Annotated in this window: 15 protein-coding genes and 3 rRNA genes; 4 read left to right on the top strand and 14 right to left on the bottom strand. The window is 69.7% G+C overall.

The window, feature by feature from the left end:
- Window positions 1-350 precede the first annotated feature (350 nt).
- Window positions 351-1,013, bottom strand: coding sequence for an HAD family hydrolase (locus tag SCATT_RS09355; RefSeq protein WP_014142761.1), 663 nt, complete (start codon window positions 1,011-1,013; stop codon window positions 351-353).
- A 50-nt stretch (window positions 1,014-1,063) separates the two neighbouring features.
- Complete coding sequence (locus tag SCATT_RS09360; RefSeq protein ID WP_014142762.1) at window positions 1,064-1,570, bottom strand: DUF6912 family protein; 507 nt, start codon at window positions 1,568-1,570, stop codon at window positions 1,064-1,066.
- 445 nt (window positions 1,571-2,015) lie between these two features.
- Here SCATT_RS09360 and SCATT_RS09365 point away from each other — a divergent pair, with 445 nt between their 5' ends.
- Window positions 2,016-2,462 carry an Rv3235 family protein gene (locus tag SCATT_RS09365; RefSeq protein ID WP_014142763.1) on the top strand — a complete coding sequence of 149 codons (447 nt, stop codon included), beginning with the start codon at window positions 2,016-2,018 and terminating at the stop codon, window positions 2,460-2,462.
- 83 nt (window positions 2,463-2,545) lie between these two features.
- Here SCATT_RS09365 and secA read toward each other — a convergent pair whose 3' ends face one another.
- Entirely contained in the window at window positions 2,546-5,320 is a 2,775-nt protein-coding gene (secA, locus tag SCATT_RS09370) for a preprotein translocase subunit SecA (protein WP_014142764.1), read from the bottom strand.
- Window positions 5,321-5,616: 296 nt separating this feature from the next.
- Here secA and SCATT_RS09375 point away from each other — a divergent pair, with 296 nt between their 5' ends.
- Both SCATT_RS09375 and SCATT_RS09380 read left to right on the top strand, forming a co-directional pair.
- The gene (locus tag SCATT_RS09375) at window positions 5,617-6,213 is read left to right on the top strand and encodes a GNAT family N-acetyltransferase (protein ID WP_014142765.1); all 597 of its coding nucleotides are present in this window, start codon (window positions 5,617-5,619) and stop codon (window positions 6,211-6,213) included.
- 35 nt (window positions 6,214-6,248) lie between these two features.
- Window positions 6,249-7,427: a winged helix-turn-helix domain-containing protein gene (locus SCATT_RS09380; RefSeq protein ID WP_041824585.1), complete on the top strand. Its 1,179-nt coding sequence runs from the start codon at window positions 6,249-6,251 to the stop codon at window positions 7,425-7,427.
- 65 nt (window positions 7,428-7,492) lie between these two features.
- On the opposite strand, the gene SCATT_RS09385 is transcribed toward SCATT_RS09380, so the two are convergent.
- The 7 genes from SCATT_RS09385 to mtnA form a co-directional block, all read right to left on the bottom strand.
- Window positions 7,493-8,221: a response regulator gene (locus SCATT_RS09385; RefSeq protein ID WP_014142767.1), complete on the bottom strand. Its 729-nt coding sequence runs from the start codon at window positions 8,219-8,221 to the stop codon at window positions 7,493-7,495.
- A gap of 199 nt (window positions 8,222-8,420) precedes the next feature.
- On the bottom strand, window positions 8,421-9,101 hold the full coding sequence (gene hpf / locus SCATT_RS09390; RefSeq protein WP_014142768.1) for a ribosome hibernation-promoting factor, HPF/YfiA family: 681 nt from the start codon (window positions 9,099-9,101) through the stop codon (window positions 8,421-8,423).
- A gap of 606 nt (window positions 9,102-9,707) precedes the next feature.
- The gene (locus SCATT_RS09395; RefSeq protein ID WP_014142769.1) at window positions 9,708-10,430 is read right to left on the bottom strand and encodes a ComF family protein; all 723 of its coding nucleotides are present in this window, start codon (window positions 10,428-10,430) and stop codon (window positions 9,708-9,710) included.
- Window positions 10,431-10,544: 114 nt separating this feature from the next.
- Entirely contained in the window at window positions 10,545-12,395 is a 1,851-nt protein-coding gene (locus SCATT_RS09400) for an LpqB family beta-propeller domain-containing protein (RefSeq protein WP_014142770.1), read from the bottom strand.
- Between the two features lie 44 nt (window positions 12,396-12,439).
- On the bottom strand, window positions 12,440-14,767 hold the full coding sequence (gene mtrB, locus SCATT_RS09405; RefSeq protein WP_014142771.1) for an MtrAB system histidine kinase MtrB: 2,328 nt from the start codon (window positions 14,765-14,767) through the stop codon (window positions 12,440-12,442).
- Window positions 14,768-14,774: 7 nt separating this feature from the next.
- Window positions 14,775-15,452 (bottom strand): two-component system response regulator MtrA, encoded by a 678-nt coding sequence (gene mtrA, locus SCATT_RS09410; RefSeq protein WP_014142772.1) that lies wholly within the window; start codon window positions 15,450-15,452, stop codon window positions 14,775-14,777.
- A 273-nt stretch (window positions 15,453-15,725) separates the two neighbouring features.
- Window positions 15,726-16,886 (bottom strand): S-methyl-5-thioribose-1-phosphate isomerase, encoded by a 1,161-nt coding sequence (gene mtnA / locus SCATT_RS09415; protein ID WP_237694764.1) that lies wholly within the window; start codon window positions 16,884-16,886, stop codon window positions 15,726-15,728.
- Between the two features lie 559 nt (window positions 16,887-17,445).
- Between mtnA and SCATT_RS09420 the strand changes: the two genes are divergently transcribed.
- Window positions 17,446-18,441, top strand: a complete 996-nt coding sequence (locus tag SCATT_RS09420; protein ID WP_231905058.1) for a glycerophosphoryl diester phosphodiesterase membrane domain-containing protein — start codon at window positions 17,446-17,448, stop codon at window positions 18,439-18,441.
- Window positions 18,442-18,581: 140 nt separating this feature from the next.
- Here the strand turns inward: SCATT_RS09420 and rrf are convergent.
- The 4 genes from rrf to SCATT_RS09440 all read right to left on the bottom strand — a co-directional run bounded on the left by rrf (window position 18,582) and on the right by SCATT_RS09440 (window position 24,998).
- Window positions 18,582-18,698: ribosomal RNA gene (rrf, locus tag SCATT_RS09425) — 5S ribosomal RNA — on the bottom strand.
- 97 nt (window positions 18,699-18,795) lie between these two features.
- A 23S ribosomal RNA gene (locus SCATT_RS09430) occupies window positions 18,796-21,918 on the bottom strand.
- Between the two features lie 274 nt (window positions 21,919-22,192).
- A 16S ribosomal RNA gene (locus SCATT_RS09435) occupies window positions 22,193-23,718 on the bottom strand.
- Together the 16S, 23S and 5S rRNA genes form the textbook arrangement of a ribosomal RNA operon.
- Window positions 23,719-24,383: 665 nt before the next feature.
- Window positions 24,384-24,998, bottom strand: coding sequence for a hypothetical protein (locus SCATT_RS09440; RefSeq protein ID WP_014142776.1), 615 nt, complete (start codon window positions 24,996-24,998; stop codon window positions 24,384-24,386).
- Between the last annotated feature and the right edge of the window lie 25 nt (window positions 24,999-25,023).

Genomic DNA, 25,023 nt, shown 5'->3' on the forward strand with positions numbered 1-25,023 from the left:
TCACGTCGGCCCGGCGCGGGATTGCCGTTCGGAGTCGACGTTATGCCTCGACGGTGGGGATCCGGGTTGATCCGGTGGCATGTGACCCGGATGTGACGATCGGCGCGGTCCCGGTGCGGCCACCGCACCGGAGGCGTCAGGTCCCGGGCAGGTGCTCCCGGGCCGGAGGCGTCGTCGCCCCCGCTCGCTATCGCGCTGATCACGAGGCCAAGGCTATCGCTTGGGGCCCCAAACCTGTCAGGGACCTTTTGTGTACAAGGACACACTGCGATACTTCCACTTTGGACAGAGCGCGGGGCAGGCGCACCCGGTGACATGCCTCCGTGCGCCCCCGACACGCGCCCCGGTACTCAGCCGGCCAGCCGTCCGGCGGTCTCCACGGCCTCGGCGAGGGTGTCGACCACCGGCACCCCGGCCGCCGCCAGCGCGGCCCGGCTGTGCGAGCCTCCGGTGTAGAGCACGGCGTGGGCGCCCACGTGGGCGGCGGCCAGGGCGTCGTCCAGCGCGTCGCCGATGACCACGGTGTGCCGCGGGCGTATCCCGTCCAGGGCGGCCAGATGGCGCTCCATGTGCTCGGCCTTGCTGCCGCCGGAGGGGCCGGTGCGCCCCTGCACCCTCACGAAGCGCCGCTCGATGCCGAACCGGCGCACCAGCGGCACCAGGTCCTCGTGGCCGTACATCGACAGCAGCGACTGGCTGCCGCCCGACCCCTGCCAGGTGTGCAGCAGCGTCTCGGCGCCCTCGGTGAGCCGGCAGCCGGCGCGGTGCTCGGTGTAGTGGCGGTGGAAGGCGCCGTCCATCCGCCGCCACTCGGCGTCGGTGGGCATGCGGCCGATCAACTCGGCGTAGAAGTGCTGGATCGGTATGCGGTAGGTGTCGCGGTAGCGCGCCAGGGACAGCGGCGCCAGCCCGACCTCGGCGAAGGCGGCGTTGGTCGCGCTCAGCACGGCGTCGATGTCGTGGAAGAGCGTGCCGTTCCAGTCCCAGACGATGTGCGGCGTGGACGTCCCCATGGGTCAAGACGGTAACCGAGGGGTGTGACAACGCGCCGGGGGCGGCCGGCTCAGCCGATCAGGGCGGGGATCTCCTGGGTGGCGAACCACAGCAGCTCGTGGTCCTCGGCGCCGTCCACGGTGAACCGGGCGTCCTCGTCCCCGGTGTCGGCGGCGCCGATCACCGCGGCGGCGGCGGCCACGTCCTCGCGGGCGTCGTCGGCGTCCACGTGCACCGCGGCGGCCTTGGCCAGCGGCACCGGCCGGGCGATGCGCACCGCGCCGAGCGCCTGCGGGTCCAGGCCGCGGTCGGGGTCGTAGGAGACGGCGGCGTCGGCGACGTCCACGGCGACCACGACCCGGCGCGGCACGGCCGTGGGGTCGAGCGCGATCAGCCGCAGGGAGCCCTGGGCGGCCCGGGTGAGCGCCGCGTACTCCAGTTCCTCGATGTCGTCGGAGACGTACCACTCGCGCAGCGCCGGGGTGACCGCGTAGGCGTCCAGCGGGGCGGGGCCCAGCTCGCCCGCCTTGTGGGCCTCGGCCAGTCCTGGCAGGGTCGTGGGGATGTAGACGCGCATCGCTGCCGCTCCGTGAAGGGCCGGTGGGGAACGCTGTGCACTGACAGCTGCGCTCAGCATACGGTCGCGCCGGCGCCGCCGGTCAGCCCGGTGGCGGGTGGTCGTGCTCACGGTGGCGCCGGCGGGCGTCGCGCCGGGACGCCGGGTGTCCTCCGTTCCGGTGCATCGAGGACTCACGGTGGCGCCGGCGGGCGTCGCGCCGGGACGCCGGGTGTCCTCCGTTCCGGTGCATCGAGGACCGCCCCTGGACAGAGCATCACCGTCCGTTCGTCCGCTCTGGCCTGCGCGAACACCCTCCCGTTCACCCTGATAGGTGAACTTTCGGGGCCCTTCGGCGGCGGAGTTCCACCCCTTGCCGGTCACCGTACGCGGTCGTAGGAAGGCTCTCGACCACGCAGAGCTACCGCCCGGCCGTATCCGCCGGGCCCGTGGAACGGGGACCCGCATGAACACCGCCACCACGACCCGCACCGTCCCGACCCGGCGGACGGGCACCACCGCGCCGCCGTCCCGCACCGACCCCCGCCGCCCCGCCACGGCACGCCGGGCCGGCCCCGTGCCCGGCGCGCCCCGCTGGTTCGCCGACCGCCTCGTCGAAGTGCTCAGCGGGCGGCGCCCGGCCAGCTGGCTGCTCAGCCACACCGGCGGCGCCGACACCTACGACCGGCTGTGGGACCTCGCCGCCCGCGGCGTGCTCCGGCCACCGGCCGGCCACCCCGCCCCCGTCGTCCGCCGCTGCGGCTGCCGCCCGGCCCGCCCCGGCGCGCTGGAGGTCTTCGCCACCGTCGCCTCCGGCCCCGCCGTACGCGCCCTCGCCTTCCGCCTGGAACGCGGCGCCGACCAGCGCTGGCGGTGCACCGCCGTGGACTTCGCGGGCCCCTCGTGGCGGTGAGCGCGACGGCCCCCGCGAAACGCCGAAGGCCGGCCCCGCGATGCGGAACCGGCCCGGCAGAGGTGGCCTCGGTCGGCGGGGCGCTACTTCTTGCGGCGCCGGCCGCCCTTCTGCTGCTTGCGGCGCTCGGCGCGGGTCAGCCCGTCGCCCTCCTCGCCGGCGGCGGGCTCGCTGGTGAAGTCGCCCTCCACGATGTCGCCCTCACCGTCCACCTTGGGCGCGGAGAAGTGCAGCCGGTCCGGGCGCTGCGGGGCCTCCAGGCCCTTGGCGCGGATCTCCGGCCGCGGGGCGCCCACCGGCACCGCCTCCTGGCCACCCTGCGCCGGCACCTCGTCGGCCGCCACCGGAACCTCCTCGACCTGCTGCTCCACCTGGACCTCCAGGTTGAACAGGTAGCCGACGGACTCCTCCTTGATGCCGTCCATCATCGCGTTGAACATGTCGAAGCCCTCACGCTGGTACTCCACCAGCGGGTCGCGCTGCGCCATGGCCCGCAGGCCGATGCCCTCCTGGAGGTAGTCCATCTCGTACAGGTGCTCACGCCACTTGCGGTCCAGCACCGACAGCACCACGCGGCGCTCCAGCTCACGCATGATGTCCGAACCGAGCTGCTCCTCACGGAGCTTGTACTGCTCGTGGATGTCTTCCTTGATCATCTCGGCGATGAGGTCGGCGGTGACCCCGGCCCGGTCCCCGGCCTCCTCCTCGACGTCCTCGACGGTGACCTTGACCGGGTACAGCTGGGCGAAGGCGCTCCACAGCTTCTCCAGGTCCCACTCCTCCGCGAACCCCTCGGAGGTCTCCGCCTTGACGTAGTCGTCGATGGTGTCGTCCATGAAGTGGACGATCTGCTCACGCAGGTCCTCGCCCTCCAGCACCCGGCGGCGCTCACCGTAGATGACCTCGCGCTGCCGGTTGAGGACCTCGTCGTACTTGAGGACGTTCTTGCGGATCTCGAAGTTCTGCTGCTCGACCTGCGACTGGGCGGAGGCGATCGCCCGGGTGACCATCTTGTTCTCGATCGGCACGTCGTCCGGCACGTTGGCCATGGCCATGACGCGCTCGACCATCTGGGCCTTGAACAGCCGCATCAGGTCGTCACCGAGCGAGAGGTAGAACCGCGACTCGCCGGGGTCGCCCTGACGGCCGGAACGGCCGCGCAGCTGGTTGTCGATACGCCGCGACTCGTGGCGCTCGGTACCCAGCACGTACAGCCCGCCGAGCTCCTTGACCTCCTCGAACTCGGCCTTGACCGCCGCCTCGGCGCGCTCCAGCGCCTCCGGCAGCGCCGCCGCCCACTCCTCGACGTGCTCCACCGGGTCCAGACCGCGCTGCCGCAGCTCGGCCTCGGCGAGGTCGTCCGGGTTGCCGCCGAGCTTGATGTCGGTGCCGCGGCCGGCCATGTTGGTGGCCACCGTCACCGCACCCTTGCGGCCGGCCTGGGCGACGATCGTCGCCTCCCGGTCGTGCTGCTTGGCGTTGAGCACCTCGTGCGGCACGCCGCGCTTGGCGAGCTGCTGCGAGAGGTACTCGGACTTCTCCACCGAGGTGGTGCCCACCAGCACCGGCTGGCCCTTGGCGTGCTTCTCGGCGATGTCCTCGACGACCGCCGCGAACTTCGCCTCCTCGGTGCGGTAGATCAGGTCCGGCCGGTCCAGCCGCTGCACCGAGCGGTGGGTCGGGATCGGCACCACGCCCAGCTTGTAGATCTGGTAGAACTCGGCGGCCTCGGTCAGCGCCGTACCGGTCATCCCGGACAACTTGTCGTACAGCCGGAAGAAGTTCTGGAGGGTGATGGTGGCCAGCGTCTGGTTCTCGTTCTGGATCTCCACCCCCTCCTTCGCCTCGATCGCCTGGTGCATGCCCTCGTTGTAGCGGCGGCCGGCGAGGATACGGCCGGTGTGCTCGTCCACGATCATGACCTCGCCGTCCATGACGACGTAGTCCTTGTCGCGCTTGTACAGCTCCTTGGCCTTGATCGCGTTGTTGAGGAAACCGACCAGCGGCGTGTTGACCGACTCGTAGAGGTTGTCGATGCCCAGCCAGTCCTCGACCCGGGAGACGCCCTCCTCCAGCACGCCGACCGTGCGCTTCTTCTCGTCCACCTCGTAGTCGCGGTCGAGCTTGAGGCGCAGCACCAGCTTGGCGAAGTCGCTGTACCACTTGGTGGCCTGGTCGGCCGGGCCGGAGATGATCAGCGGGGTACGGGCCTCGTCGATGAGGATCGAGTCGACCTCGTCCACGATCGCGAAGTTGTGGCCGCGCTGCACCAACTCCTCCTTCGACCACGCCATGTTGTCACGCAGGTAGTCGAAGCCGAACTCGTTGTTGGTGCCGTACGTGACGTCACAGGCGTACTGCTCCCGGCGCTCGGCCGGGGTCATGTTCGCCAGGATGCACCCCACCGACAGGCCCAGGAAGCGGTGCACCCGGCCCATCCACTCCGAGTCACGCTCGGCCAGGTAGTCGTTGACGGTGATCAGGTGCACGCCCTTGTCGGAGAGCGCGTTCAGATACGCCGGCAACGTACCCACCAGCGTCTTGCCCTCACCGGTGCGCATCTCGGCCACGTACCCCAGGTGCAGCGCGGCGCCGCCCATCAGCTGGACGTCGTAGTGGCGCTGGCCGAGCACGCGCTTGGCCGCCTCGCGCACCGTGGCGAACGCCTCGGGCAGCAGGTCGTCCAGGCTCTCGCCGTCGGCGTAACGCTGCTTGTACTCGTCGGTGAGGCCCCGCAGCTCGGCATCCGTCAGGTTGACGAAGTCCTCTTCGATGGAATTGACCTGGTCCGCGATGCGGTGCAGCTTGCGCAGGATCTTTCCCTCACCTGCGCGCAGGATCTTGCCGAAGACGGACACGTAGGCTGGCTCCTTGCCGGTCGGGCCTGGCACGTTACTCTCGCGCTGGGCACAGCGGGTGGTTCCCTCTCCCCGGTGGGAGACCCGCCGGGGACGTCCTTGTAGGGCCCGCTGCAACGGCCATCGTAAGCGAGGACACCAGCGGGTCGGGAGGTCCGCCGTAGGACCGGCGTGCTGTCACCCCGGGCGGTGACGGAAAACGTACATAAAGGGGGCACCGGCGGGCCGGCGCCCACGGGCGCGCAGGCCGGGAAAACGGTGTGCCCCCCGCCACCGGGCAACGCCATACTCCGTGGATGGAACCCGTTTCGCTGACCACCGAACGCCTGCTGCTGCGGGCACCGGAGCCGGGCGACGCCGCCGCCGTCCACGCCGCCTGCCAGGATCCGGAGATCCCGCGCTGGACCACGGTGCCCTCCCCCTACACCCGCGCCCGCGCCGAGGCGTTCGCCTGCGAGGACTCCGCGGCCGGCTGGCGCGACGACACCGCCTACACCTTCGCCGTGCTCGCCAAGGACGACGGCGCCCTGGTGGGCGTCATGTCCCTGATACGCCTCGCCGAGCTGCACACCCCGCGCCACCAGGCGGAACTGGGCTACTGGACCGCCAAGGAACACCGCGGTCGCGGCTACACCGCCGAAGCCGCCCGCGCCGTGTGCCGCTGGGCCTTCACCGACCTCGGCGTGGAACGCCTGGAGTGGTACGCCGACGTCGGCAACGACGGCTCCCGGGCGGTCGCCCTCAGCACCGGCTTCCACATGGAGGGCACCCTGCGCGCCCGCGACGTCCAGGGCGGCGCCCGCCGCGACGTGTGGATCGGCTCGCTACTCCCCTCCGACTGGGGCCTGGCCCGCGAGGGCGCGACACCGTACGAGCCGTCGCCGCGGGGGTGACGGGGCTGTCAGTGGCGGCTCCTACGCTGATCGACATGACGAACCCGCCGCCCGAGGTCACCCTGTCCGCCGACGACGCCCGCAGGATCGCCCTGCGCGCCCAGGGGCTGCTCGGCGCCCCCGACCGGCGCGGCGGGGTACGCGGCGTGCTGCGCCACCTCGGCGCCGTGCAGCTCGACACCATCTCGGTGCTGGCCCGCTCGCACGAACTGGTCCCCTACGCACGCCTCGGCGCGGTGGGCCGGGAAGCGGTGGAACGGGCCTACTGGGGCGGCGGCCACGCCTTCGAGTACTGGTCGCACGCCGCCTGCGTGCTGCCCGTCGAGGAGTGGCCGCACTTCGCGTTCCGCCGCCGGGCCCGGCGCGCCAAGGGCTACCGCTGGCACACTCTGGAGGACTCCGAGCGCTCCCGCGCCGCGGTCCTCGACCGGCTGGCCGCCGAAGGCCCGCTCACCGCAACGGAGTTGGGCGGCGCGAAGAACGGCGGCCCGTGGTGGGACTGGTCGCAGACGAAGATCGCCGTGGAGCTGCTGCTGGACACCGGTGACGTGGTCTGCACCGAGCGGCGCGGCTGGAAACGCGTCTACGACCTGGCCGAACGCGCGATCCCGGACCACCTGCTCCACGACGACCTCACCGACACCGAGTGCATACGCCGGCTCGTCGCCCTCGCCGGGCGCTCCCTCGGCGTGGCCACCCGCGCCGACCTGGCCGACTACCACCGCCTCAAGGGCGAGCAGGTGGACGCCGTGCTCCCGGACAGCGGCCTGGTCCCGGTGGCCGTCGAGGGCTGGGCCAGGCCCGCCTGGGCCGACCCGGCGGCGCTGGCCCGTCCGCCCCGCGGACGCCACCGCACCACGCTGCTCTCCCCCTTCGACTCCCTGGTGTGGGACCGCGCCCGCACCGAACGGGTCTTCGGCTTCGCCCACCGCCTGGAGGCGTACGTCCCCAAGGCCGAGCGGATACACGGCTACTTCGCCATGCCGCTGCTCGCCGGCGGCAGGCTGGTCGGCCGCGTCGATCCGGCCCGCGAAGGGCGCACCCTGGTCGCCCGGCAGGTGTCGGTGGACGGCGAGAAGGCGGTGCGTCCGCTCGCCGAGGCGCTGTGGGAGGCGGCGCGCTGGGTGGGGTGCGAGTCGGTACGGGTGGAGCGCTTCGACGACGCGCGGCTGGCGGGCGCGCTGGAGAGGGAGCTGCGGGAGGCGGCGGGGTAGCGCGAGGCCGTGGGGCCGGGCCCGACGGTGGGGGCCGGCGCCCCGGGCCGCGGTGGCGGCGGGGGTCAGCGGATTTCGAGGATCTTCTCGCGCATCGCGTAGACCACGGCCTCCATCCGGGAGTGGAGCTGGAGCTTCTCCAGGATGTTGCGCACGTGGTTCTTGACCGTGTTCTCGCTGATGAAGAGTTCCTTGGCGATGTCCCGGTTGTTCATCCCGGTGGCCACCAGCTTGAGGACCTCCAGCTCGCGGTCGGTCAGCCGGGGCGCCGGCACCAGGCGGCGCTCGTCGGTGCGCTGGATCATCGACTTGAACTCGGTGAGCAGCTTGGAGGCCATCGACGGGCTGATCTGCGACTGGCCGTCGGCCACCGCCCGGATCGCGGTGGACACCTCGTCGGTGGAGATCTCCTTGAGCAGGTAGCCGGTGGCGCCCGCCTTGATCGCCTCGTAGAGGTCGGCCTCCTCGTCGCTTATGGTCAGCATGATGATCTTGGCGCTGGGGGCGACCTCCTTGATCGAGGTGCACGCCTCGATGCCGCCGCGCCGGGGCATCCGCACGTCCATCAGCACGATGTCGGGCAGCAGGTCGGCCGCCTTCTCCACGGCCTCCGCGCCGTCGCCCGCCTCGCCGACGACCTCGATGTCCTCCTCCTGGGCCAGCACGATCTCCAGACCGCGCCGGAAGAGCGCGTGATCGTCCACGACCAGGACCCTGATGGGCTCCCTGCGCCGCTCGCCCGCGTCCCGGCCGCCCTCGTACTCGTCGGCCGCCGACTCGAAGCCGTCCGGCATCGGTTCCCTCCCCCTCAGGCCAGTGCACCTCGTAGCCGCACAGCGCAGCGCGGCGCCAACCGGGCAGCGCCGGACCCCGGTTGACTCCCCAGCCATGATTCCATGCCCGCAGGACGGAGGCCGGATTCCGTCGGCCGGAACGGTCCCGCGGGCCAACGGGCGGCGCCCCCGGCGAACCGGGGGCGCCATGGTGCGTCGGTCACCGGTGGAGCGCTCCGCCCGCACCCGTGGGGGCCTCCTGCGCCGCCGGGTCCTCCTTGAGGTAGATCACGCCGTAGTCGTAGCCGTGCCGCCGGTAGACGACACTTGGCTGGTTCCTTTCGGAGTCGACGAAGAGATAGAAGTCGTGTCCGACCAGTTCCATCTCGTACAGCGCCTGGTCGAGCGTCATCGGGGAGGCGGTGTGCGTCTTCTCGCGCACCACCAGCGGCCCTTCCCCCTTGACCTCCAGCGGCCCCATCCGGGTGGTGGGGACGCCCTCCGGCTCCGGCTCGGCGCCGGCCCCGTCGCCGTTGCCCGCCAGCGGGGCGGTGAAGGCGGCGACGCTCATCGCGGACCTGCCACCGCGACGGGCCGCGTGCCGCTTGTCGGCGAGCTTGCGCAACTGCGCTTCCAGCTTGTTGGTCGCCATGTCCAGCGCCGCGTAGGGGTCGGCCGCCGCGGCCTCGGCCCGGATCACCGGACCCCGGGAACGCAACGTGATCTCGACCCGGTCGGAACGGTCGGCCTGCCGGGGGTTGTGCTCCTTGGAGAGTTCGACGTCCAGGCTGATGATCTTCCCGTCGAACTTCTGGACCTTGTCCAGGCTGAGCTTGTCGGCCACGTGCTTGCGGAACCGCTCGGGCACTTCGGTCTTGCGGCCCTTGACGACGATGTCCACGCAGAACTCCGTTCCCGGACCGGCCCGCGCGAGCGGAACCGATCCTTTGCGCTAAGGCCGGCGGGCACCGGTCCCGCCGGGCACTGCGTCAAACAGCTACCCCGCCAACACCCGGCGAAGTCCAGGCATCGCCGAAGCGGCGGAGTCGCGGCTTCCACCACCTCCTCCCCCCGGGGAGAGATTGAAACCCCACCCGATCGAGGAATCCCCACCCGATCGAGGGGCGGCGTCCCGGACCGTTGACATGACCCGCGACGACCACCGGGGAACAGGCCCCCGCCCCCGGGCCGGACCCGTTCCGGAACGCCCCTAGCGGTCCCTCCGGGCCCCACCGACGCCCGGACCACACGGCGGATGCCCCGGCGGCGCCCCCGGGCCCGCCATCACGATGGGCGGCACACCTGCCCCTTCCGGACGCCAAAGCCGCATCGCCGATCACTCCCGACATAGCGCCTGACACTCCTCACAACCGAACATAGCTCCGCCGACCCCGCCTCGGCACCCCCGGACCCGAAGAGGGCGTGAGACCCGAAGAGGGCCTACCGCGACACGCGGACGTGGGGTGCGGTCGCGGCCGGCGCTCACGTGAAGCACCGGCGCCCCTCGTCACCCGTACGTCTTCTCCGCCACCGCGACCACCGCCGCGCCCACCACCCGGCCCCCCGCCTCCCTGACCGCCCGCGCCGCCTCCACCACGGAGGCGCCGGTGGTCAGCAGGTCGTCCACCACGACGACCCAGCCCGAGGTCAGCAGGCGTTCGGCGCCCTTGACCACGCCCAGCGCCCCCGCCAGGTTCGCCAGGCGCTGCGACGCGGTGAGCCCGGCCTGGTCGGCCACCGCCCGCCGCTGCCGCAGCACCGGGAGGACCTGCGCCCCGACACCGTGCCGACGCAGCTCACGCGCGGCCCGCAGCGCGATCCGGCGCAGCGGATCGTGGCCGCGGGCGGCGGTGGAACGGGGGGAGGAGGGGACGGGGACGAGGAAGAGGGGGTCGGGTGCCGCTCCGGGGGCCCCCTCCCCCACCCTCCCCTCCGCCCCCACCACCCCTCGCACCGCCTCCGCCAACGCCCTCCCCAACGGCTCCGCCAACCGCAGCGCCCCACGCTCCTTGTGCGCCAGCAGCACCGCGCGCGTACTGCCCTCGTACACCCCGGCCGCGTGGACCGGGGGCAGCCCGGGCGGGACCGGGTCGGGCCGGACCCGCCGTACGGTGCCGGGTCCGTACAGCCCCGCCCGGCATTCGTCGCACAGGGTGCAGCGCGCCCGACCGCACCCGGCGCAGTCGACCGGCAGCACCAGATCGGTGATCTCCCGGTACCAGCCCCGCATGGGGATCATGTTGCACGGGATCGGCGCGGCCCGCCAGCCCCTGTGGATAACTCCGCGGGACACCGTCCGACCAGCGGTTTCCCTATAGGTGGGACCGGTGCGCCGACTCGGCGCTCACCCCGGGTACACCGGGGCCGTCCCGTCCGGTGACACCTGCTTCCAGTCGGCGTCCGGCGGGAGGCGGAACATGCCCTCGTCGGTGGTGTCGATCAGCAGCGGACGCTTCTGGTCCTCGAACGCGGCCACCGCGGACACCTTGCTGATGCCGGGCAGGGTCGGGGTGTAGGCGGCGGAGCCGTCGGTGTCCACGTACTGGAGTTGCTGCACCCCCCGGGAGGGGCGGCCGACGACGACCAGGCGGCTCTCACCCGCCCAGGACGCCGCCTCCACGTCCTCCAACTGCGGGGCGACCGTGCGCAGTTCGGTCACCGAGACCACCGGACGGGCGGCGGTACCGGAGCGTTCCACACGGCCGAGCTGGAGCGTGGTGCGGTCGCCGTGGCTCACCAGCAGCGCGATCCGCACGCCGTCCGCGGCCACCCGCAGCGCCTTGATGCGGCCGTCCGCGAGGTTGGGCACGGTGACCTCCGTGGTCGTGCCGTCGTGCCACATCAGCAGCCGGGGGTGGCCGGGGTCGCGGTCGGCCACCCACAGGTCGCCGAGCCCGTCCCAACTGGGCGCGCTCAGCCCGCGGTTGGCGCCGACGACGGCGTCCGTGCTGGTGAGCGCCTGGCGCTCGGTGCCGTCGGCGGACAGCGGCGCCACCCACAGCGACCTGCCGTCGGTACGCACCCCGGCCGCCGTCTTCTCGTCCCGCGAGACGGCGACCGACCGCAGCCGCGCCGTCGCCGTCTCCCCGAACGGGCCGGACACCGGGCGGGCGGTGTCGGCGCCGTCGGTGACGCTCACCAACCGGTGGTCGGTGTCGACGAAGAACTGCTGCGAGCCGTCCCCGGCGACCCGGGACGGGGCGTACACCTGCGCCTGGTCGTGACCGAGCGAGCACAGCGACGAGCCGTCCGCGCGGTTCAATTGCACCGCGGAGACCTGAGCCGACGTCTGGTCCTGGACCGTGTGCAGGATCTGCGCCGCCATCCGCTCGCACCGGTCCCGGACGACGACCTGGTTCAGCGGACCGCTCAACCGCACGGTCAGCCGGCCGGAGTCGTCGAGGGTCAGCTTCTGGTCGCGTCCGGCGAGCCGGGTCCCGGGCGGGAACGCGGAGGAGACCACCGGCTGCAGCCATGTGCTCGGGCCCCCCAGCAGCGCCTGGACGGTGGAGGTCACCGGGTCTATCCGGCGCCGCAGGTACACCGGGTCGGCCACCAGCACGTCGGCCGCCGCCCGCGACCGGTCGGCGTCCGGGCCCGGCTGGGCGAAGTAGTACATGTTGACGGAACGGTAGATGCGCTGGAAGTCGGAGTCGGTGAGCACCAGCCCTTCCGGCAGGCTGTCGATCCGCCACTCCCCGTTCACCTTCACCAGGTGGAACGAGGTGCGGTACGTGGACTGGACGGGCGCGTAGGAGTGCTTGCTGTCGACGGCGGCGACCTGGGTGGCCGTCAGGCTGACGGTGGTTTCGGTGGCGTCGGCGTCGGTGCTGCCGTCGCTGCTGTGGCCGCCGCGTCCCTGCGAGAGGCTGAAGCCGGCGCCGGAGACGACGGTGGTGCGGGCGAACGGGTTCCAGCCGGTGGCCTGGCCGGTCAGGTAGCGCCGCGCGGTCTGGTAATCGGCCTCGTCGCTGGTGGTCGCCTCCAGGAAGCCGCCGACGATCGCCAGTGGCTGCTCGTTCTTCTGCGGCTGCACCCCGAAGACGCGGACCTGGGGGTCGGCGTCCACCCGGGGTTCGCCGCCGACCTTGGAGACGTCGCTGCTGTCGGGCATCGAGGCGCACCCGGCCAGCACCAGGGCGCAGCCGAGCAGCGCCGCGGTCCGTGTGAGCGTGCGCCGGCGCACGTTCCGCATGCCGGTTGTCCTCCCCCGGCCCACCGGGCCGCGCTCCGGGCCGCTCAGCGGTCCCGCTCCTGCTCCTGTTTCCGCTCCTGCTGGTCGCCGTCCCCGGTGGGGGCGCTCCGCGGGTTGTGCGCCGGGCGCGCGCCCGGCGCGGGGTACGTGTCCTCCCCGTCGGCCGCTCTTGTGGCGACGGCCGCGGACGCCACCGCGGGCTCGGGGGAGCGTGGTGCCACCACCCGCGATCCGCTGCCCGGCAACGCGGCCGGTCCGGCGGAGACCGGCGGCGGGGGCGTACGCCCCGGGGGCACCGGAAGGTCGGGCAGCGCGGACCGCGCGGCGCGCGCCGTCGCGGTCCCCGGAGCTTGCTCGGGTGCGCCTTCCGTGCCCGGCGCGCCCGCCCGCGCTGCGCCCGGTGTCGTACCGTTCACGCCGCTCGTGCTCCGGGCCGTGCTCCGGGCCGCCCTGCGGCGCCGTGAGTCCTCCGGTTCCAGCGGTATCGGGGAGCCGCGCAGCGACTCGCCCGCGGTACGCGGCAGGGTCAGCCGGAACTGGGAACCGCCGCCCGGCTCGCCCCACGCCTGGAGCCAGCCGCCGTGCAGCCGGGCGTCCTCCAGCGCGATGGACAGGCCCAGGCCGGTGCCGCCGGTGGTCCGGGCGCGGGCCGGGTCGGCGCGCCAGAAGCGGTTGAAGACCCGGGTGGCCTCGCCGGGCTTGAGGCCGACGCCGTAGTCCCGTACGGCCACGGCGACGGCACCGGCGGCGGAGGCGAGGCGCACCACGACGTCCCGTCCCTCGCCGTGTTCGACGGCGTTGACGACCAGGTTGCGCAGCACGCGTTCGACGCGGCGGGCGTCCGCCTCGGCGATGACGGGCTGTTCGCCGCCGCGGACGACGATGCGGCTGCCCTTGCGTTCGGCGAGGGGTTCGGCGGCGTCGACGACGCGGTGGACGACTTCGCGCAGGTCGATCGGCTCGGCGTCGAGGGCCGCCGCTCCGGCGTCGAAGCGGCTGATCTCCAGCAGGTCGGCCAGGAGGGACTCGAAGCGTTCGATCTGGCTCTGGAGGAGTTCGGCGGAGCGGGCGGTGACCGGGTCGAAGTCGCCGCGGGCGTCGTGGATGACGTCGGCGGCCATCCGCACGGTGGTCAGCGGGGTGCGCAGTTCGTGGGAGACGTCGGAGACGAAGCGCCGCTGCATCCGGGACAACTCCTCCAGCTGCTGGATCTTCGTCTGGAGGGTCTGCGCCATCTTGTTGAACGATTCACCCAGCCGAGCGATGTCGTCCTCGCCGCTGACCTTCATCCGTTCCTGGAGGAGGCCGTCGGCGAGCCGTTCGGAGATGCCCGCGGCCATCCGCACCGGGGTGACCACCTGCCGTACCACCAGCCAGGCGATGGCGCCGAGCAGGACGACGACGAAGACGCCGGCGGTGGCCAGGGTGGTCTCGACCAGGTTGAGGGTCTTCTCCTCCTGGGTGAACGGGAAGAGGTAGTACAGCTCGTACGCCTTGCCGCCGATGTCGTTGAGGCGCTTGCCGATGACCAGGCCGGGCTGGCCTTCCGGGTCGCCCTCGCGGATGATCCTGGTGTCGCGCTGGTGGGCGCCGGACTGGGTGGCGACGGTGTTGCGCAGCGCGGCGGGGACGCTCTCCTCGGGGAGGACGTCGCCGGAGGCGCGCGGGCCGCGGGTGCTGGGGCTGCTGTCGCCGCGGTAGAGCTGCTGGTCGGCGTCGGAGCTGAGGGCGACGACGTAGTACACGCCCTGGCCGCCGCTGGCGAGCTGCTGGACGAGGGTGGTCAGCCAGGTGCCGGGGTCGGTCTGGCCGCGTCCGGTGGCGGTGCCGGAGGGTCCGGTGGTGCCGGTGTCGCCCTGGCCGCGCGGGTCGCTCTCGCCGGCCGCGAGCCCCTGGGCGACGTTGAATCCGCCGAGCGCCTGGCCCTGGGCGGCGCGGGTCTTGGCCTCCAGCAGCCCGTTGCGGACCTGGCCTATGACGACGAGGCCGAGCACCAGCACCACGCCGAGCGACATCAGCAGCGTGGTGGCGACCACCCGCAGCTGGATGTTGCGCCGCCACAGCCGGGCGGCGGGCAGCAGGGGACGCTGGGCGGCCCGCCCCACCAGCCGCAACAGCGGCAGCGCGCCGAGGCCGGCGGTGCCGCCTCGGCCCGCCTGGTGGGAACCGGTGCCGGTGCCGTCCCGTTCCGGCGCGAGGGTGCCGCCGCCGGTGCGCCGCTCGGTGCGCTCGCCGACGGCCGCGTACTGCGCGTCTTCCACGTACTCCCCGTACTCCAGGTGTCCCCCCTGGTGCCGATGGTTCGCCGGCTCGGGCGGGCGGGCGCCCTGGCGGGGGCGCGGCACGCCGGGGCCGCCCTGACCCGTCGCCATGGGCAGCTCAGCCCGGCCCGGCCTTGTAGCCGACGCCGCGGACGGTGACCACGATCTCCGGGCGCTCCGGGTCCTTCTCGACCTTGGAACGCAGCCGCTGGACGTGCACGTTGACCAGGCGGGTGTCGGCGGCGTGCCGGTAGCCCCAGACCTGTTCCAGCAGCACCTCGCGGGTGAAGACCTGCCACGGTTTGCGGGCGAGCGCCACCAGCAGGTCGAATTCGAGCGGGGTGAGGGCGATGGCCTGCCCGTCCCGCTTGACCGAGTGGCCGGCCACGTCGATGACGAGGTCACCGATGGCCAGCTGCTCCGGCGTGGGCTCCTCGGCGCGCCGCAGCCGTGCCCGTACCCGGGCCACCAGCTCCTTCGGCTTGAACGGCTTGATCACGTAGTCGTCGGCCCCGGATTCGAGGCCCACCACCACGTCGACCGTGTCGCTCTTCGCGGTGAGCATGACGATCGGCACCCCGGACTCGGCCCGGATCTGCCGACAGACGTCGATCCCGTCCCGGCCGGGCAGCATCAAATCCAGCAGCACGAGATCGGGCTTCGTCTCCCGGAAGGCGGCCAGAGCCTTGTCACCGTCCGCCACGAACGACGGCTCGAAGCCTTCTCCACGCAGGACGATGCCGAGCATCTCGGCCAGTGCGGTGTCGTCGTCGACGACGAGGACGCGTCCCTTCATATCGACATCATCCCATTTTCGCATTCGCGACATGGACAAGGGTGATTCAGGTCACTGACCTGCGTCGACACACGGCGGTCCGGGACGGGGCCGGACGGCCCGGGACGGGCCGCCAAGCACCGGTCGCGGTGGGCCGCCGTGGTGCCGTACGGGGCAATCCTTCCAGGTACCGGCGCCCGTGGATACCGAAAGTCGTCACTGAACGGAAGGGACGGTCGTCATCGGTGACGGGTGACGGTCGTCATCGGCGGCGGATGACGACCGTCGAGGCCGTCACGGCTGGGCGCGGACGGGGCCGGGGCGGGCGGCCAGGGCGGCTATGGAGGAGCCGGTGACCGGGGAGGCCACGCCGGTCTCGGTGACCACGGCGGTGATCAGTTCGGGCGGGGTGACGTCGAACGCCGGGTTGTACGCCGGCGTGCCCAGGGGCGCGACGGGGATGCCGGTGGCGCCCTCGCGGTCCGGGCCGGGGCGCGGTCCGGTCAGCTCGGTCACCTCCTGCGCGGGGCGCTGCTCCACCTCGATCGCGGTGCCGTCGGGGGTGGCCAGGTCGATCGTGGTGGTGGGGGCGACCACGACGAAGGGGACGTTGTGGTACCGGGCGAGGACGGCCAGCGGGTAGCTGCCGACCTTGTTGGCGGTCGAGCCGTCCGCGGCGATCCGGTCGGCGCCGATCAGCACCGCGTCGACCTCGCCGGCCGCGAAGAGCGACCCGGCCGCGCCGTCCGGCAGCAACGTGTGGGCGACGCCGGCCCGGGCGGCCTCGTAGGCGGTCAGCCGGGCGCCCTGGAGCAGCGGCCGGGTCTCGTCCACCCACAGCCGGCGCAGGAGTCCGCCGCGGTGGGCGGCGAGGACGACGGCCAGGGCGGTGCCCTCGCCGCCGGAGACCAGGGCGCCGGTGTTGCAGTGGGTCAGCACCCGGTAGCCGCCGCCGGGGACGAGTTCGTCCAGCAGCGCCAGGCCGTTGCGGGCCATGCGTTCGCTGGCCCTGGCGTCCTCGGCGTGCAGCGCGCGGGCCTCGGCGAGGGTGGCCGCCGCCGCGCCCGTGTCGTCGGCGCCGCCGGTGACCGCGGTACGGTACGCGGCCAGCGCGCGGCGCACCCCGTAGGAGAGGTTGACGGCGGTGGGCCGGGCGCCGGCGAGTTCGTCGGCGGCCTGCCCGACGTCGTAGCCACGGGCGGCGGCCAGGGCGACGCCGTACGCTCCGGCGAGCCCGAGCAGCGGCGCGCCGCGGACGGCGAGGGTACGGATGGCCTGGACGAGCGCGGGCACGTCCGTACAGAACAGTTCGACCTCCTCGACGGGGAGCCGGGTCTGGTCGAGGAGGACCAGCACGGGCCCTTCGGGAGGCTCTTCCCAGCGGAGAGCGGGTTTCGGCTCCGGGGTCCCGGACCCCGTGCCCTTGGCCAAAGGCTGTACGGACTGATCACCCATGTCGTCAGTCTGCCCCGCGGAGCGGAGGCGTTGAACGGGCGCGGCGCAATTCGTCCGAGGCCGGCCGGTCGTGGTGGCCCGGTGCCGCCGCCGTACCGACCGTTCCGGGCCGGGCGCGGAGCCGGGCGCGGGGCGGGCTTCGCGCGGCGGCGGGAGGTACGGGCGGTCGTGACACGATGACCGCGGACCCGGACCGGCCGGTCCACCGGCCGCGTCCCGGCCGCACCGTTACGAAGGAGTCCCGATGAACAACTCTCCGGGCTGGGATCCGCCCGGACCCGCCCCCTCCGATCCCGGTCGGCCCCCGGCCGACGGTGACGCCCCGACCGAGGGCGGAGCGGAGCGTCCCGCGGCCGAGGGTGCCCCACCGCCGAACTGGTCCGAACGGCAGCCTCCGCCGGCGCATTGGCCGACCGCCGGCGGAACGCCCGCTTCCGGCGCCGCTCAGCCCCCCGTCCCGCCCGCTCCACCCCAGCAGGTCCCGCCGCCCCGGCACCCGATGCCCGGCCCGTACGGGTGGGGCCCCGGACCGGGCGGCAGGCCGCCGTACGGCCCCGGGATGCCCGGGATGCCGCCGCCCGGCCCGTACGGTCACCACCCGGCGTACTACGCGGCGCCCAAGCCCGGCGTCATACCGCTGCGCCCGCTGAGCGTCAGTGACCTGCTCGAAGGCGCGGTCGCCGCGGTACGGGCGCACTGGCGGACCGCGCTCGGCGTCTCGCTGTCGGTCTCGGTGGTCGTGCAGGCGATCTCGACGGCGGTCAACGGCGCGTTCTTCGCCCACACCGCCAACCCGTACTCGCTGACCACGGCGGGACGGTACGTCGACCCGGGTGAGGCGCTGCGCTCCCTCAGGCGGCTCACCGCCCAGGCGGCGGTCACCTCGATCGTGGGCATGCTCGGCCAGGTGCTGGCCATCGCGCTGCTGACCATGGTGGTGAGCCGGTCGGTGCTGGGGCGCCCGGTGACGTTCGCCGAGACGTGGCGCGACGCCCGGCCTCAACTCGGCCGTCTGCTCGGGTTGTTGCTGGTGGTCGTGGTGGTCCCGGCGTTGGGGCTGGGGATCGGCATCGTGCCCGGGGCGATCGTCGCGGACACCGGTTCGGTGGGGGCGGGGATCGCCCTGGTCATGCTGGGCGGTGCGATCGCCTCGGCCGTCGTGTGCTGGCTGGCCGTCAGCCTGAGCCTGTCGGCGCCGACGCTGATGCTGGAGAAGCAGGGTGTCCGCGCCGCGCTGACCCGCTCGTTCCGGCTGGTACGCGGTTCGTGGTGGCGGATCTTCGGCATCGGGCTGCTGTCCGGGCTCCTGGTCTTCCTGCTCACCGCGTTGCTCCAGGTCCCGTTCACCACGATCGCCTTGAGCGCGGGGCCGGTGGGCTCGTGGCCCAACCTCGTCGTCACGGCCGTCGGCGCCGTCATCGGCACGACTCTCGCTCTGCCGTTCACGGCGGGCATGACCACGCTGCTCTACATCGACCAGCGCATCCGGCGTGAGGGCCTCGACATCGAACTGGCCCGCGCGGCTGGCATCCAGGGCTACGGCGCCACTCGCTGATACGGAAAGAGGGCGGGGTCCGGGGAATCGTCTGATTCCCCGGACCCCGCCCTCTTTTCTTCGGAGCTTTTGGGACTAACGCGAAAAGGCCGTTGGCCCGTACCGGATGACACACGGTACGGGCCAACGACCCACAAATTGTTCGGCGGCGTCCTACTCTCCCACGGGGTCCCCCCCGCAGTACCATCGGCGCTGAAAGGCTTAGCTTCCGGGTTCGGAATGTAACCGGGCGTTTCCCTAACGCTATAACCACCGAAACACTATGAAGTAAACAACCAGACCACACAACACACCCTACACGGGGATTGTGACGGTTCGTTACCTCAGAACCTACACAGTGGACGCGAGCAACCTATGGACAAGCCCTCGGCCTATTAGTACCGGTCAACTCCACCAGTCACCTGGCTTCCATATCCGGCCTATCAACCCAGTCGTCTACTGGGAGCCTTACCCCATCAAGTGGGTGGGAGCCCTCATCGGGAAGCAGGCTTCCCGCTTAGATGCTTTCAGCGGTTATCCCTCCCGAACGTAGCCAACCAGCCATGCCCTTGGCAGAACAACTGGCACACCAGAGGTCCGTCCGTCCCGGTCCTCTCGTACTAGGGACAGCCCTTCTCAAGACTCCTACGCGCACAGCGGATAGGGACCGAACTGTCTCACGACGTTCTAAACCCAGCTCGCGTACCGCTTTAATGGGCGAACAGCCCAACCCTTGGGACCGACTCCAGCCCCAGGATGCGACGAGCCGACATCGAGGTGCCAAACCATCCCGTCGATATGGACTCTTGGGGAAGATCAGCCTGTTATCCCCGGGGTACCTTTTATCCGTTGAGCGACGGCGCTTCCACAAGCCACCGCCGGATCACTAGTCCCAGCTTTCGCTCCTGCTCGACCCGTCAGTCTCACAGTCAAGCTCCCTTGTGCACTTACACTCAACACCTGATTGCCAACCAGGCTGAGGGAACCTTTGGGCGCCTCCGTTACCCTTTAGGAGGCAACCGCCCCAGTTAAACTACCCATCAGACACTGTCCCTGATCCGGATCACGGACCCAGGTTAGACATCCAGCACGACCAGAGTGGTATTTCAACAACGACTCCACCCAAGCTGGCGCCTGAGCTTCACAGTCTCCCACCTATCCTACACAAGCCGAACCGAACACCAATATCAAACTGTAGTAAAGGTCCCGGGGTCTTTCCGTCCTGCTGCGCGAAACGAGCATCTTTACTCGTAATGCAATTTCACCGGGCCTATGGTTGAGACAGTCGAGAAGTCGTTACGCCATTCGTGCAGGTCGGAACTTACCCGACAAGGAATTTCGCTACCTTAGGATGGTTATAGTTACCACCGCCGTTTACTGGCGCTTAAGTTCTCAGCTTCGCCCTGACGAATCAGAGCTAACCGGTCCCCTTAACGTTCCAGCACCGGGCAGGCGTCAGTCCGTATACATCGCCTTACGGCTTCGCACGGACCTGTGTTTTTAGTAAACAGTCGCTTCTCGCTGGTCTCTGCGGCCACCCCCAGCTCACCGTGCACGACGGATCACCAGGAATGGCCCCCCTTCTCCCGAAGTTACGGGGGCATTTTGCCGAGTTCCTTAACCATAGTTCACCCGAACGCCTCGGTATTCTCTACCTGACCACCTGAGTCGGTTTAGGGTACGGGCCGCAACAGCACTCACTAGAGGCTTTTCTCGACAGCATAGGATCATCCACTTCACCACAATCGGCTCGGCATCAGGTCTCAGACTATGTGTCATACGGATTTGCCTGCATGACGTCCTACACCCTTACCCCGGGACAACCACCGCCCGGGCTGGACTACCTTCCTGCGTCACCCCATCGCTCACCTACTACCACGTTGGACCGGCGGCTCCACCACTCCCCCTCACTCCGAAGAGATCAGAGGCGGCTTCACGGCCTTAGCATTCGAGGATTCAGCGTTGGCGCACTGCCACGGGTACCGGAATATCAACCGGTTGTCCATCGACTACGCCTGTCGGCCTCGCCTTAGGTCCCGACTTACCCTGGGCAGATCAGCTTGACCCAGGAACCCTTAGTCAATCGGCGCAAGAGTTTCCCACTCTTGTATCGCTACTCATGCCTGCATTCTCACTCGTGAACCGTCCACAACTACCTTCCGGCGCTGCTTCACCCGGCACACGACGCTCCCCTACCCACCCACACCCTCGTTGGAGGTATTGTGTGAGTGACACGACTTCGGCGGTGTACTTGAGCCCCGCTACATTGTCGGCGCGGAATCACTTGACCAGTGAGCTATTACGCACTCTTTCAAGGATGGCTGCTTCTAAGCCAACCTCCTGGTTGTCTCTGCGACTCCACATCCTTTCCCACTTAGCACACGCTTAGGGGCCTTAGTCGATGCTCTGGGCTGTTTCCCTCTCGACCATGGAGCTTATCCCCCACAGTCTCACTGCCGCGCTCTCACTTACCGGCATTCGGAGTTTGGCTAAGGTCAGTAACCCGGTAGGGCCCATCGCCTATCCAGTGCTCTACCTCCGGCAAGAAACACACGACGCTGCACCTAAATGCATTTCGGGGAGAACCAGCTATCACGGAGTTTGATTGGCCTTTCACCCCTAACCACAGGTCATCCCCCAGGTTTTCAACCCTGGTGGGTTCGGGCCTCCACGAAGTCTTACCTCCGCTTCACCCTGCCCATGGCTAGATCACTCCGCTTCGGGTCTTGAGCGCGCGACTGACTCGCCCTGTTCGGACTCGCTTTCGCTACGGCTACCCCACACGGGTTAACCTCGCCACGCACCGCAAACTCGCAGGCTCATTCTTCAAAAGGCACGCAGTCACGACCGCCAAGCAAAACCTGACGGCGACGCTCCCACGGCTTGTAGGCACACGGTTTCAGGTACTATTTCACTCCGCTCCCGCGGTACTTTTCACCATTCCCTCACGGTACTATCCGCTATCGGTCACCAGGGAATATTTAGGCTTAGCGGGTGGTCCCGCCAGATTCACACGGGATTTCTCGGGCCCCGTGCTACTTGGGTGGCTCTCAAGCAAGCCGCTGATGTTTCGACTACGGGGGTCTTACCCTCTACGCCGGGCCTTTCGCATGCCCTTCGCCTACACCAACGGTTTATAACTCGCCGACCGGCCGGCAGACCGGTCAAGAAAGCTCCCACAACCCCGCCTGCGCAACCCCTGCCGGGTATCACACACAAACGGTTTGGCCTCATCCGGTTTCGCTCGCCACTACTCCCGGAATCACGGTTGTTTTCTCTTCCTGCGGGTACTGAGATGTTTCACTTCCCCGCGTTCCCTCCACACTGCCTATGTGTTCAGCAGTAGGTGACAGCCCATGACGACTGCCGGGTTTCCCCATTCGGACACCCCCGGATCACAGCTCGGTTGACAGCTCCCCGGGGCCTATCGCGGCCTCCCACGTCCTTCATCGGTTCCTGGTGCCAAGGCATCCACCGTGCGCCCTTAAAAACTTGGCCACAGATGCTCGCGTCCACTATGCAGTTCTCAAGCAACGACCCATCCCCCACACCCAACACCTCACGGCGCCTTCGGCGAGACCGGTCTCCATGTCCGAGGGGACTCATCGTTCCCTCAGGACCCAACAGCGTGCCCGACACCACCCCGCTCAAGGACCACGTTCCACGCCGAAGCAGTACTAGTGCCCATCACAAGGCCATGCCGAATAGTCAACGTTCCACCCATGAGCAACCGTGCGAGACACTCGCTCGCATCCGGCTATGTGCTCCTTAGAAAGGAGGTGATCCAGCCGCACCTTCCGGTACGGCTACCTTGTTACGACTTCGTCCCAATCGCCAGTCCCACCTTCGACAGCTCCCTCCCACAAGGGGTTGGGCCACCGGCTTCGGGTGTTACCGACTTTCGTGACGTGACGGGCGGTGTGTACAAGGCCCGGGAACGTATTCACCGCAGCAATGCTGATCTGCGATTACTAGAGACTCCGACTTCATGGGGTCGAGTTGCAGACCCCAATCCGAACTGAGACCGGCTTTTTGAGATTCGCTCCACCTCACGGTATCGCAGCTCATTGTACCGGCCATTGTAGCACGTGTGCAGCCCAAGACATAAGGGGCATGATGACTTGACGTCGTCCCCACCTTCCTCCGAGTTGACCCCGGCAGTCTCCCGTGAGTCCCCATCACCCCGAAGGGCATGCTGGCAACACAGGACAAGGGTTGCGCTCGTTGCGGGACTTAACCCAACATCTCACGACACGAGCTGACGACAGCCATGCACCACCTGTACACCGACCACAAGGGGGCCCCCGTCTCCAGGGTTTTCCGGTGTATGTCAAGCCTTGGTAAGGTTCTTCGCGTTGCGTCGAATTAAGCCACATGCTCCGCCTCTTGTGCGGGCCCCCGTCAATTCCTTTGAGTTTTAGCCTTGCGGCCGTACTCCCCAGGCGGGGAACTTAATGCGTTAGCTGCGGCACGGACAACGTGGAATGTCGCCCACACCTAGTTCCCAACGTTTACGGCGTGGACTACCAGGGTATCTAATCCTGTTCGCTCCCCACGCTTTCGCTCCTCAGCGTCAGTATCGGCCCAGAGATCCGCCTTCGCCACCGGTGTTCCTCCTGATATCTGCGCATTTCACCGCTACACCAGGAATTCCGATCTCCCCTACCGAACTCTAGCCTGCCCGTATCGAATGCAGACCCGGGGTTGAGCCCCGGGCTTTCACATCCGACGCGACAAGCCGCCTACGAGCTCTTTACGCCCAATAATTCCGGACAACGCTCGCACCCTACGTATTACCGCGGCTGCTGGCACGTAGTTAGCCGGTGCTTCTTCTGCAGGTACCGTCACTTGCGCTTCTTCCCTGCTGAAAGAGGTTTACAACCCGAAGGCCGTCATCCCTCACGCGGCGTCGCTGCATCAGGCTTTCGCCCATTGTGCAATATTCCCCACTGCTGCCTCCCGTAGGAGTCTGGGCCGTGTCTCAGTCCCAGTGTGGCCGGTCGCCCTCTCAGGCCGGCTACCCGTCGTCGCCTTGGTAGGCCATTACCCCACCAACAAGCTGATAGGCCGCGGGCTCATCCTGCACCGCCGGAACTTTCCACCCCAGGGCATGCGCCCTAAGGTCGTATCCGGTATTAGCCCCGGTTTCCCGGAGTTATCCCAGAGTGCAGGGCAGATTGCCCACGTGTTACTCACCCGTTCGCCACTAATCCACCCCGAAGGGCTTCATCGTTCGACTTGCATGTGTTAAGCACGCCGCCAGCGTTCGTCCTGAGCCAGGATCAAACTCTCCGTGAATGCTTCCGGGCTATCCCGGTGACACAGTCACGAGAGCGGCACGGGCCGGAGGAATAATCCGGTCCGTGCACAGCGTCCTCGCTGTGTTTTCTTCAAAGGAACCTCATCCATCCAGGCCGTCAGGCCCGGCGGACGGGGTATCAACATATCTGGCGTTGACTTTTGGCACGCTGTTGAGTTCTCAAGGAACGGAAGCTTCCTTCGTTGCCGTTTCCGGCCCCTCCGGGCTTTCCCTTCGTTGTCTCCAACCTTACCAGATCCGTTTTGCGTTTCCGCTTTCCGTTTCCGGCCCCCGGTTGGATCGGGGTTTCACCTTCGGCGTTTCCGCTTTCCGGTGTCTCCGACCTTAGCAGATTCGCTTTCCGCCGGTGAAATCCGGCTTCGGCTCGTCCGAAAGGTAATTCGGAGGTTGCTCCGCCCGATTCCGCGGACGCGAAGTACGAGGACTTCGGGTCTTGGGGATCTTGGTGGAGCCAGGGGTAGAAGCTACCCGACCGTCACGCGCATGTCCAGCTCCGTGACAACCGTGTAAACCTACCTCCCCACACACCTGGTGTCAACCGGGTTTGCGGGGCGCAGTGGAGACTAGCAGGTCAGCGGGGCCGGACGCACATCGAGGGAAGTGGCCCGGCCGCCGGGGGCGAGCGGTGGCCGGGGTGGCGGATTCATCCGAACGCCGAGGGCGGCGTGTCGAGGTCCTCCAGCTCGATGCCGGGCGCCGCCAAGACGACGTCGCCGGCCAGGTGGACGGTGTGGCGCTCGCCGGTCTGCACGTCGCTGACCTGGTACTCCTCCACCATCAGGGGGTCGTTGTCAGTGGCGTGTGCTGTCCTGTCGACCAGGGCCCAGGACTGGTCCAGGGTGCGGGGCGCGAGCACGGGGGAGGTGAGCGCGACGAGTCGGACGCGGGTGGCCGGGGCGCCGGGCTCCAGCCGGAGCAGCCGGGCGGTGGCGACGAGAAAGGCCGGGGACGCGCCGGTGAAGGCGTGGGCGGGGACGTTTCCCTCCCGTGCGTGCTCGCCCGTGGGGTCGGTGCGTACCCAGGTGACGCCGTCGAGCGCGGCGCCGCGTACCTGCCAGCCGCCGGCGTGGAGTTCCAGTCGTACCGGGCGGCCCAGGGCGTCGGTGGTCAGGTCGACGGAGCCGGTGTCCCGGCCGTCCGGGGAGGTGGTCCGGGCGGTGTAGCGCCAGCCGGAGGGGCCGGTGGCGCAGTGGAAGTGTTCTTCGCCGAGGGGGGTGTGGTCGTGGGTGTCGTGGAACGAGTAGCGCCCGCGTGGCATGGTGAGGGCTTTCGGTTCGCCCGGA

Source organism: Streptantibioticus cattleyicolor NRRL 8057 = DSM 46488 (assembly GCF_000240165.1).
In the GTDB taxonomy this organism is placed as follows: Bacteria; Actinomycetota; Actinomycetes; order Streptomycetales; family Streptomycetaceae; genus Streptantibioticus; species Streptantibioticus cattleyicolor.

Excerpts from the sequence above, each read along its gene's own strand:
- SCATT_RS09355 (WP_014142761.1), bottom strand. The coding sequence starts at position 1,013 with ATGGGGACGTCCACGCCGCACATCGTCTGGGACTGGAACGGCACGCTC.
- SCATT_RS09360 (WP_014142762.1), bottom strand. The coding sequence starts at position 1,570 with ATGCGCGTCTACATCCCCACGACCCTGCCAGGACTGGCCGAGGCCCAC.
- SCATT_RS09365 (WP_014142763.1), top strand. The coding sequence starts at position 2,016 with ATGAACACCGCCACCACGACCCGCACCGTCCCGACCCGGCGGACGGGC.
- SCATT_RS09375 (WP_014142765.1), top strand. The coding sequence starts at position 5,617 with ATGGAACCCGTTTCGCTGACCACCGAACGCCTGCTGCTGCGGGCACCG.
- SCATT_RS09380 (WP_041824585.1), top strand. The coding sequence starts at position 6,249 with ATGACGAACCCGCCGCCCGAGGTCACCCTGTCCGCCGACGACGCCCGC.
- SCATT_RS09385 (WP_014142767.1), bottom strand. The coding sequence starts at position 8,221 with ATGCCGGACGGCTTCGAGTCGGCGGCCGACGAGTACGAGGGCGGCCGG.
- SCATT_RS09395 (WP_014142769.1), bottom strand. The coding sequence starts at position 10,430 with ATGCGGGGCTGGTACCGGGAGATCACCGATCTGGTGCTGCCGGTCGAC.
- SCATT_RS09400 (WP_014142770.1), bottom strand. The coding sequence starts at position 12,395 with ATGCGGAACGTGCGCCGGCGCACGCTCACACGGACCGCGGCGCTGCTC.
- mtrB (WP_014142771.1), bottom strand. The coding sequence starts at position 14,767 with ATGGCGACGGGTCAGGGCGGCCCCGGCGTGCCGCGCCCCCGCCAGGGC.
- mtrA (WP_014142772.1), bottom strand. The coding sequence starts at position 15,452 with ATGAAGGGACGCGTCCTCGTCGTCGACGACGACACCGCACTGGCCGAG.
- mtnA (WP_237694764.1), bottom strand. The coding sequence starts at position 16,886 with ATGGGTGATCAGTCCGTACAGCCTTTGGCCAAGGGCACGGGGTCCGGG.
- SCATT_RS09420 (WP_231905058.1), top strand. The coding sequence starts at position 17,446 with ATGCCCGGGATGCCGCCGCCCGGCCCGTACGGTCACCACCCGGCGTAC.
- SCATT_RS09440 (WP_014142776.1), bottom strand. The coding sequence starts at position 24,998 with ATGCCACGCGGGCGCTACTCGTTCCACGACACCCACGACCACACCCCC.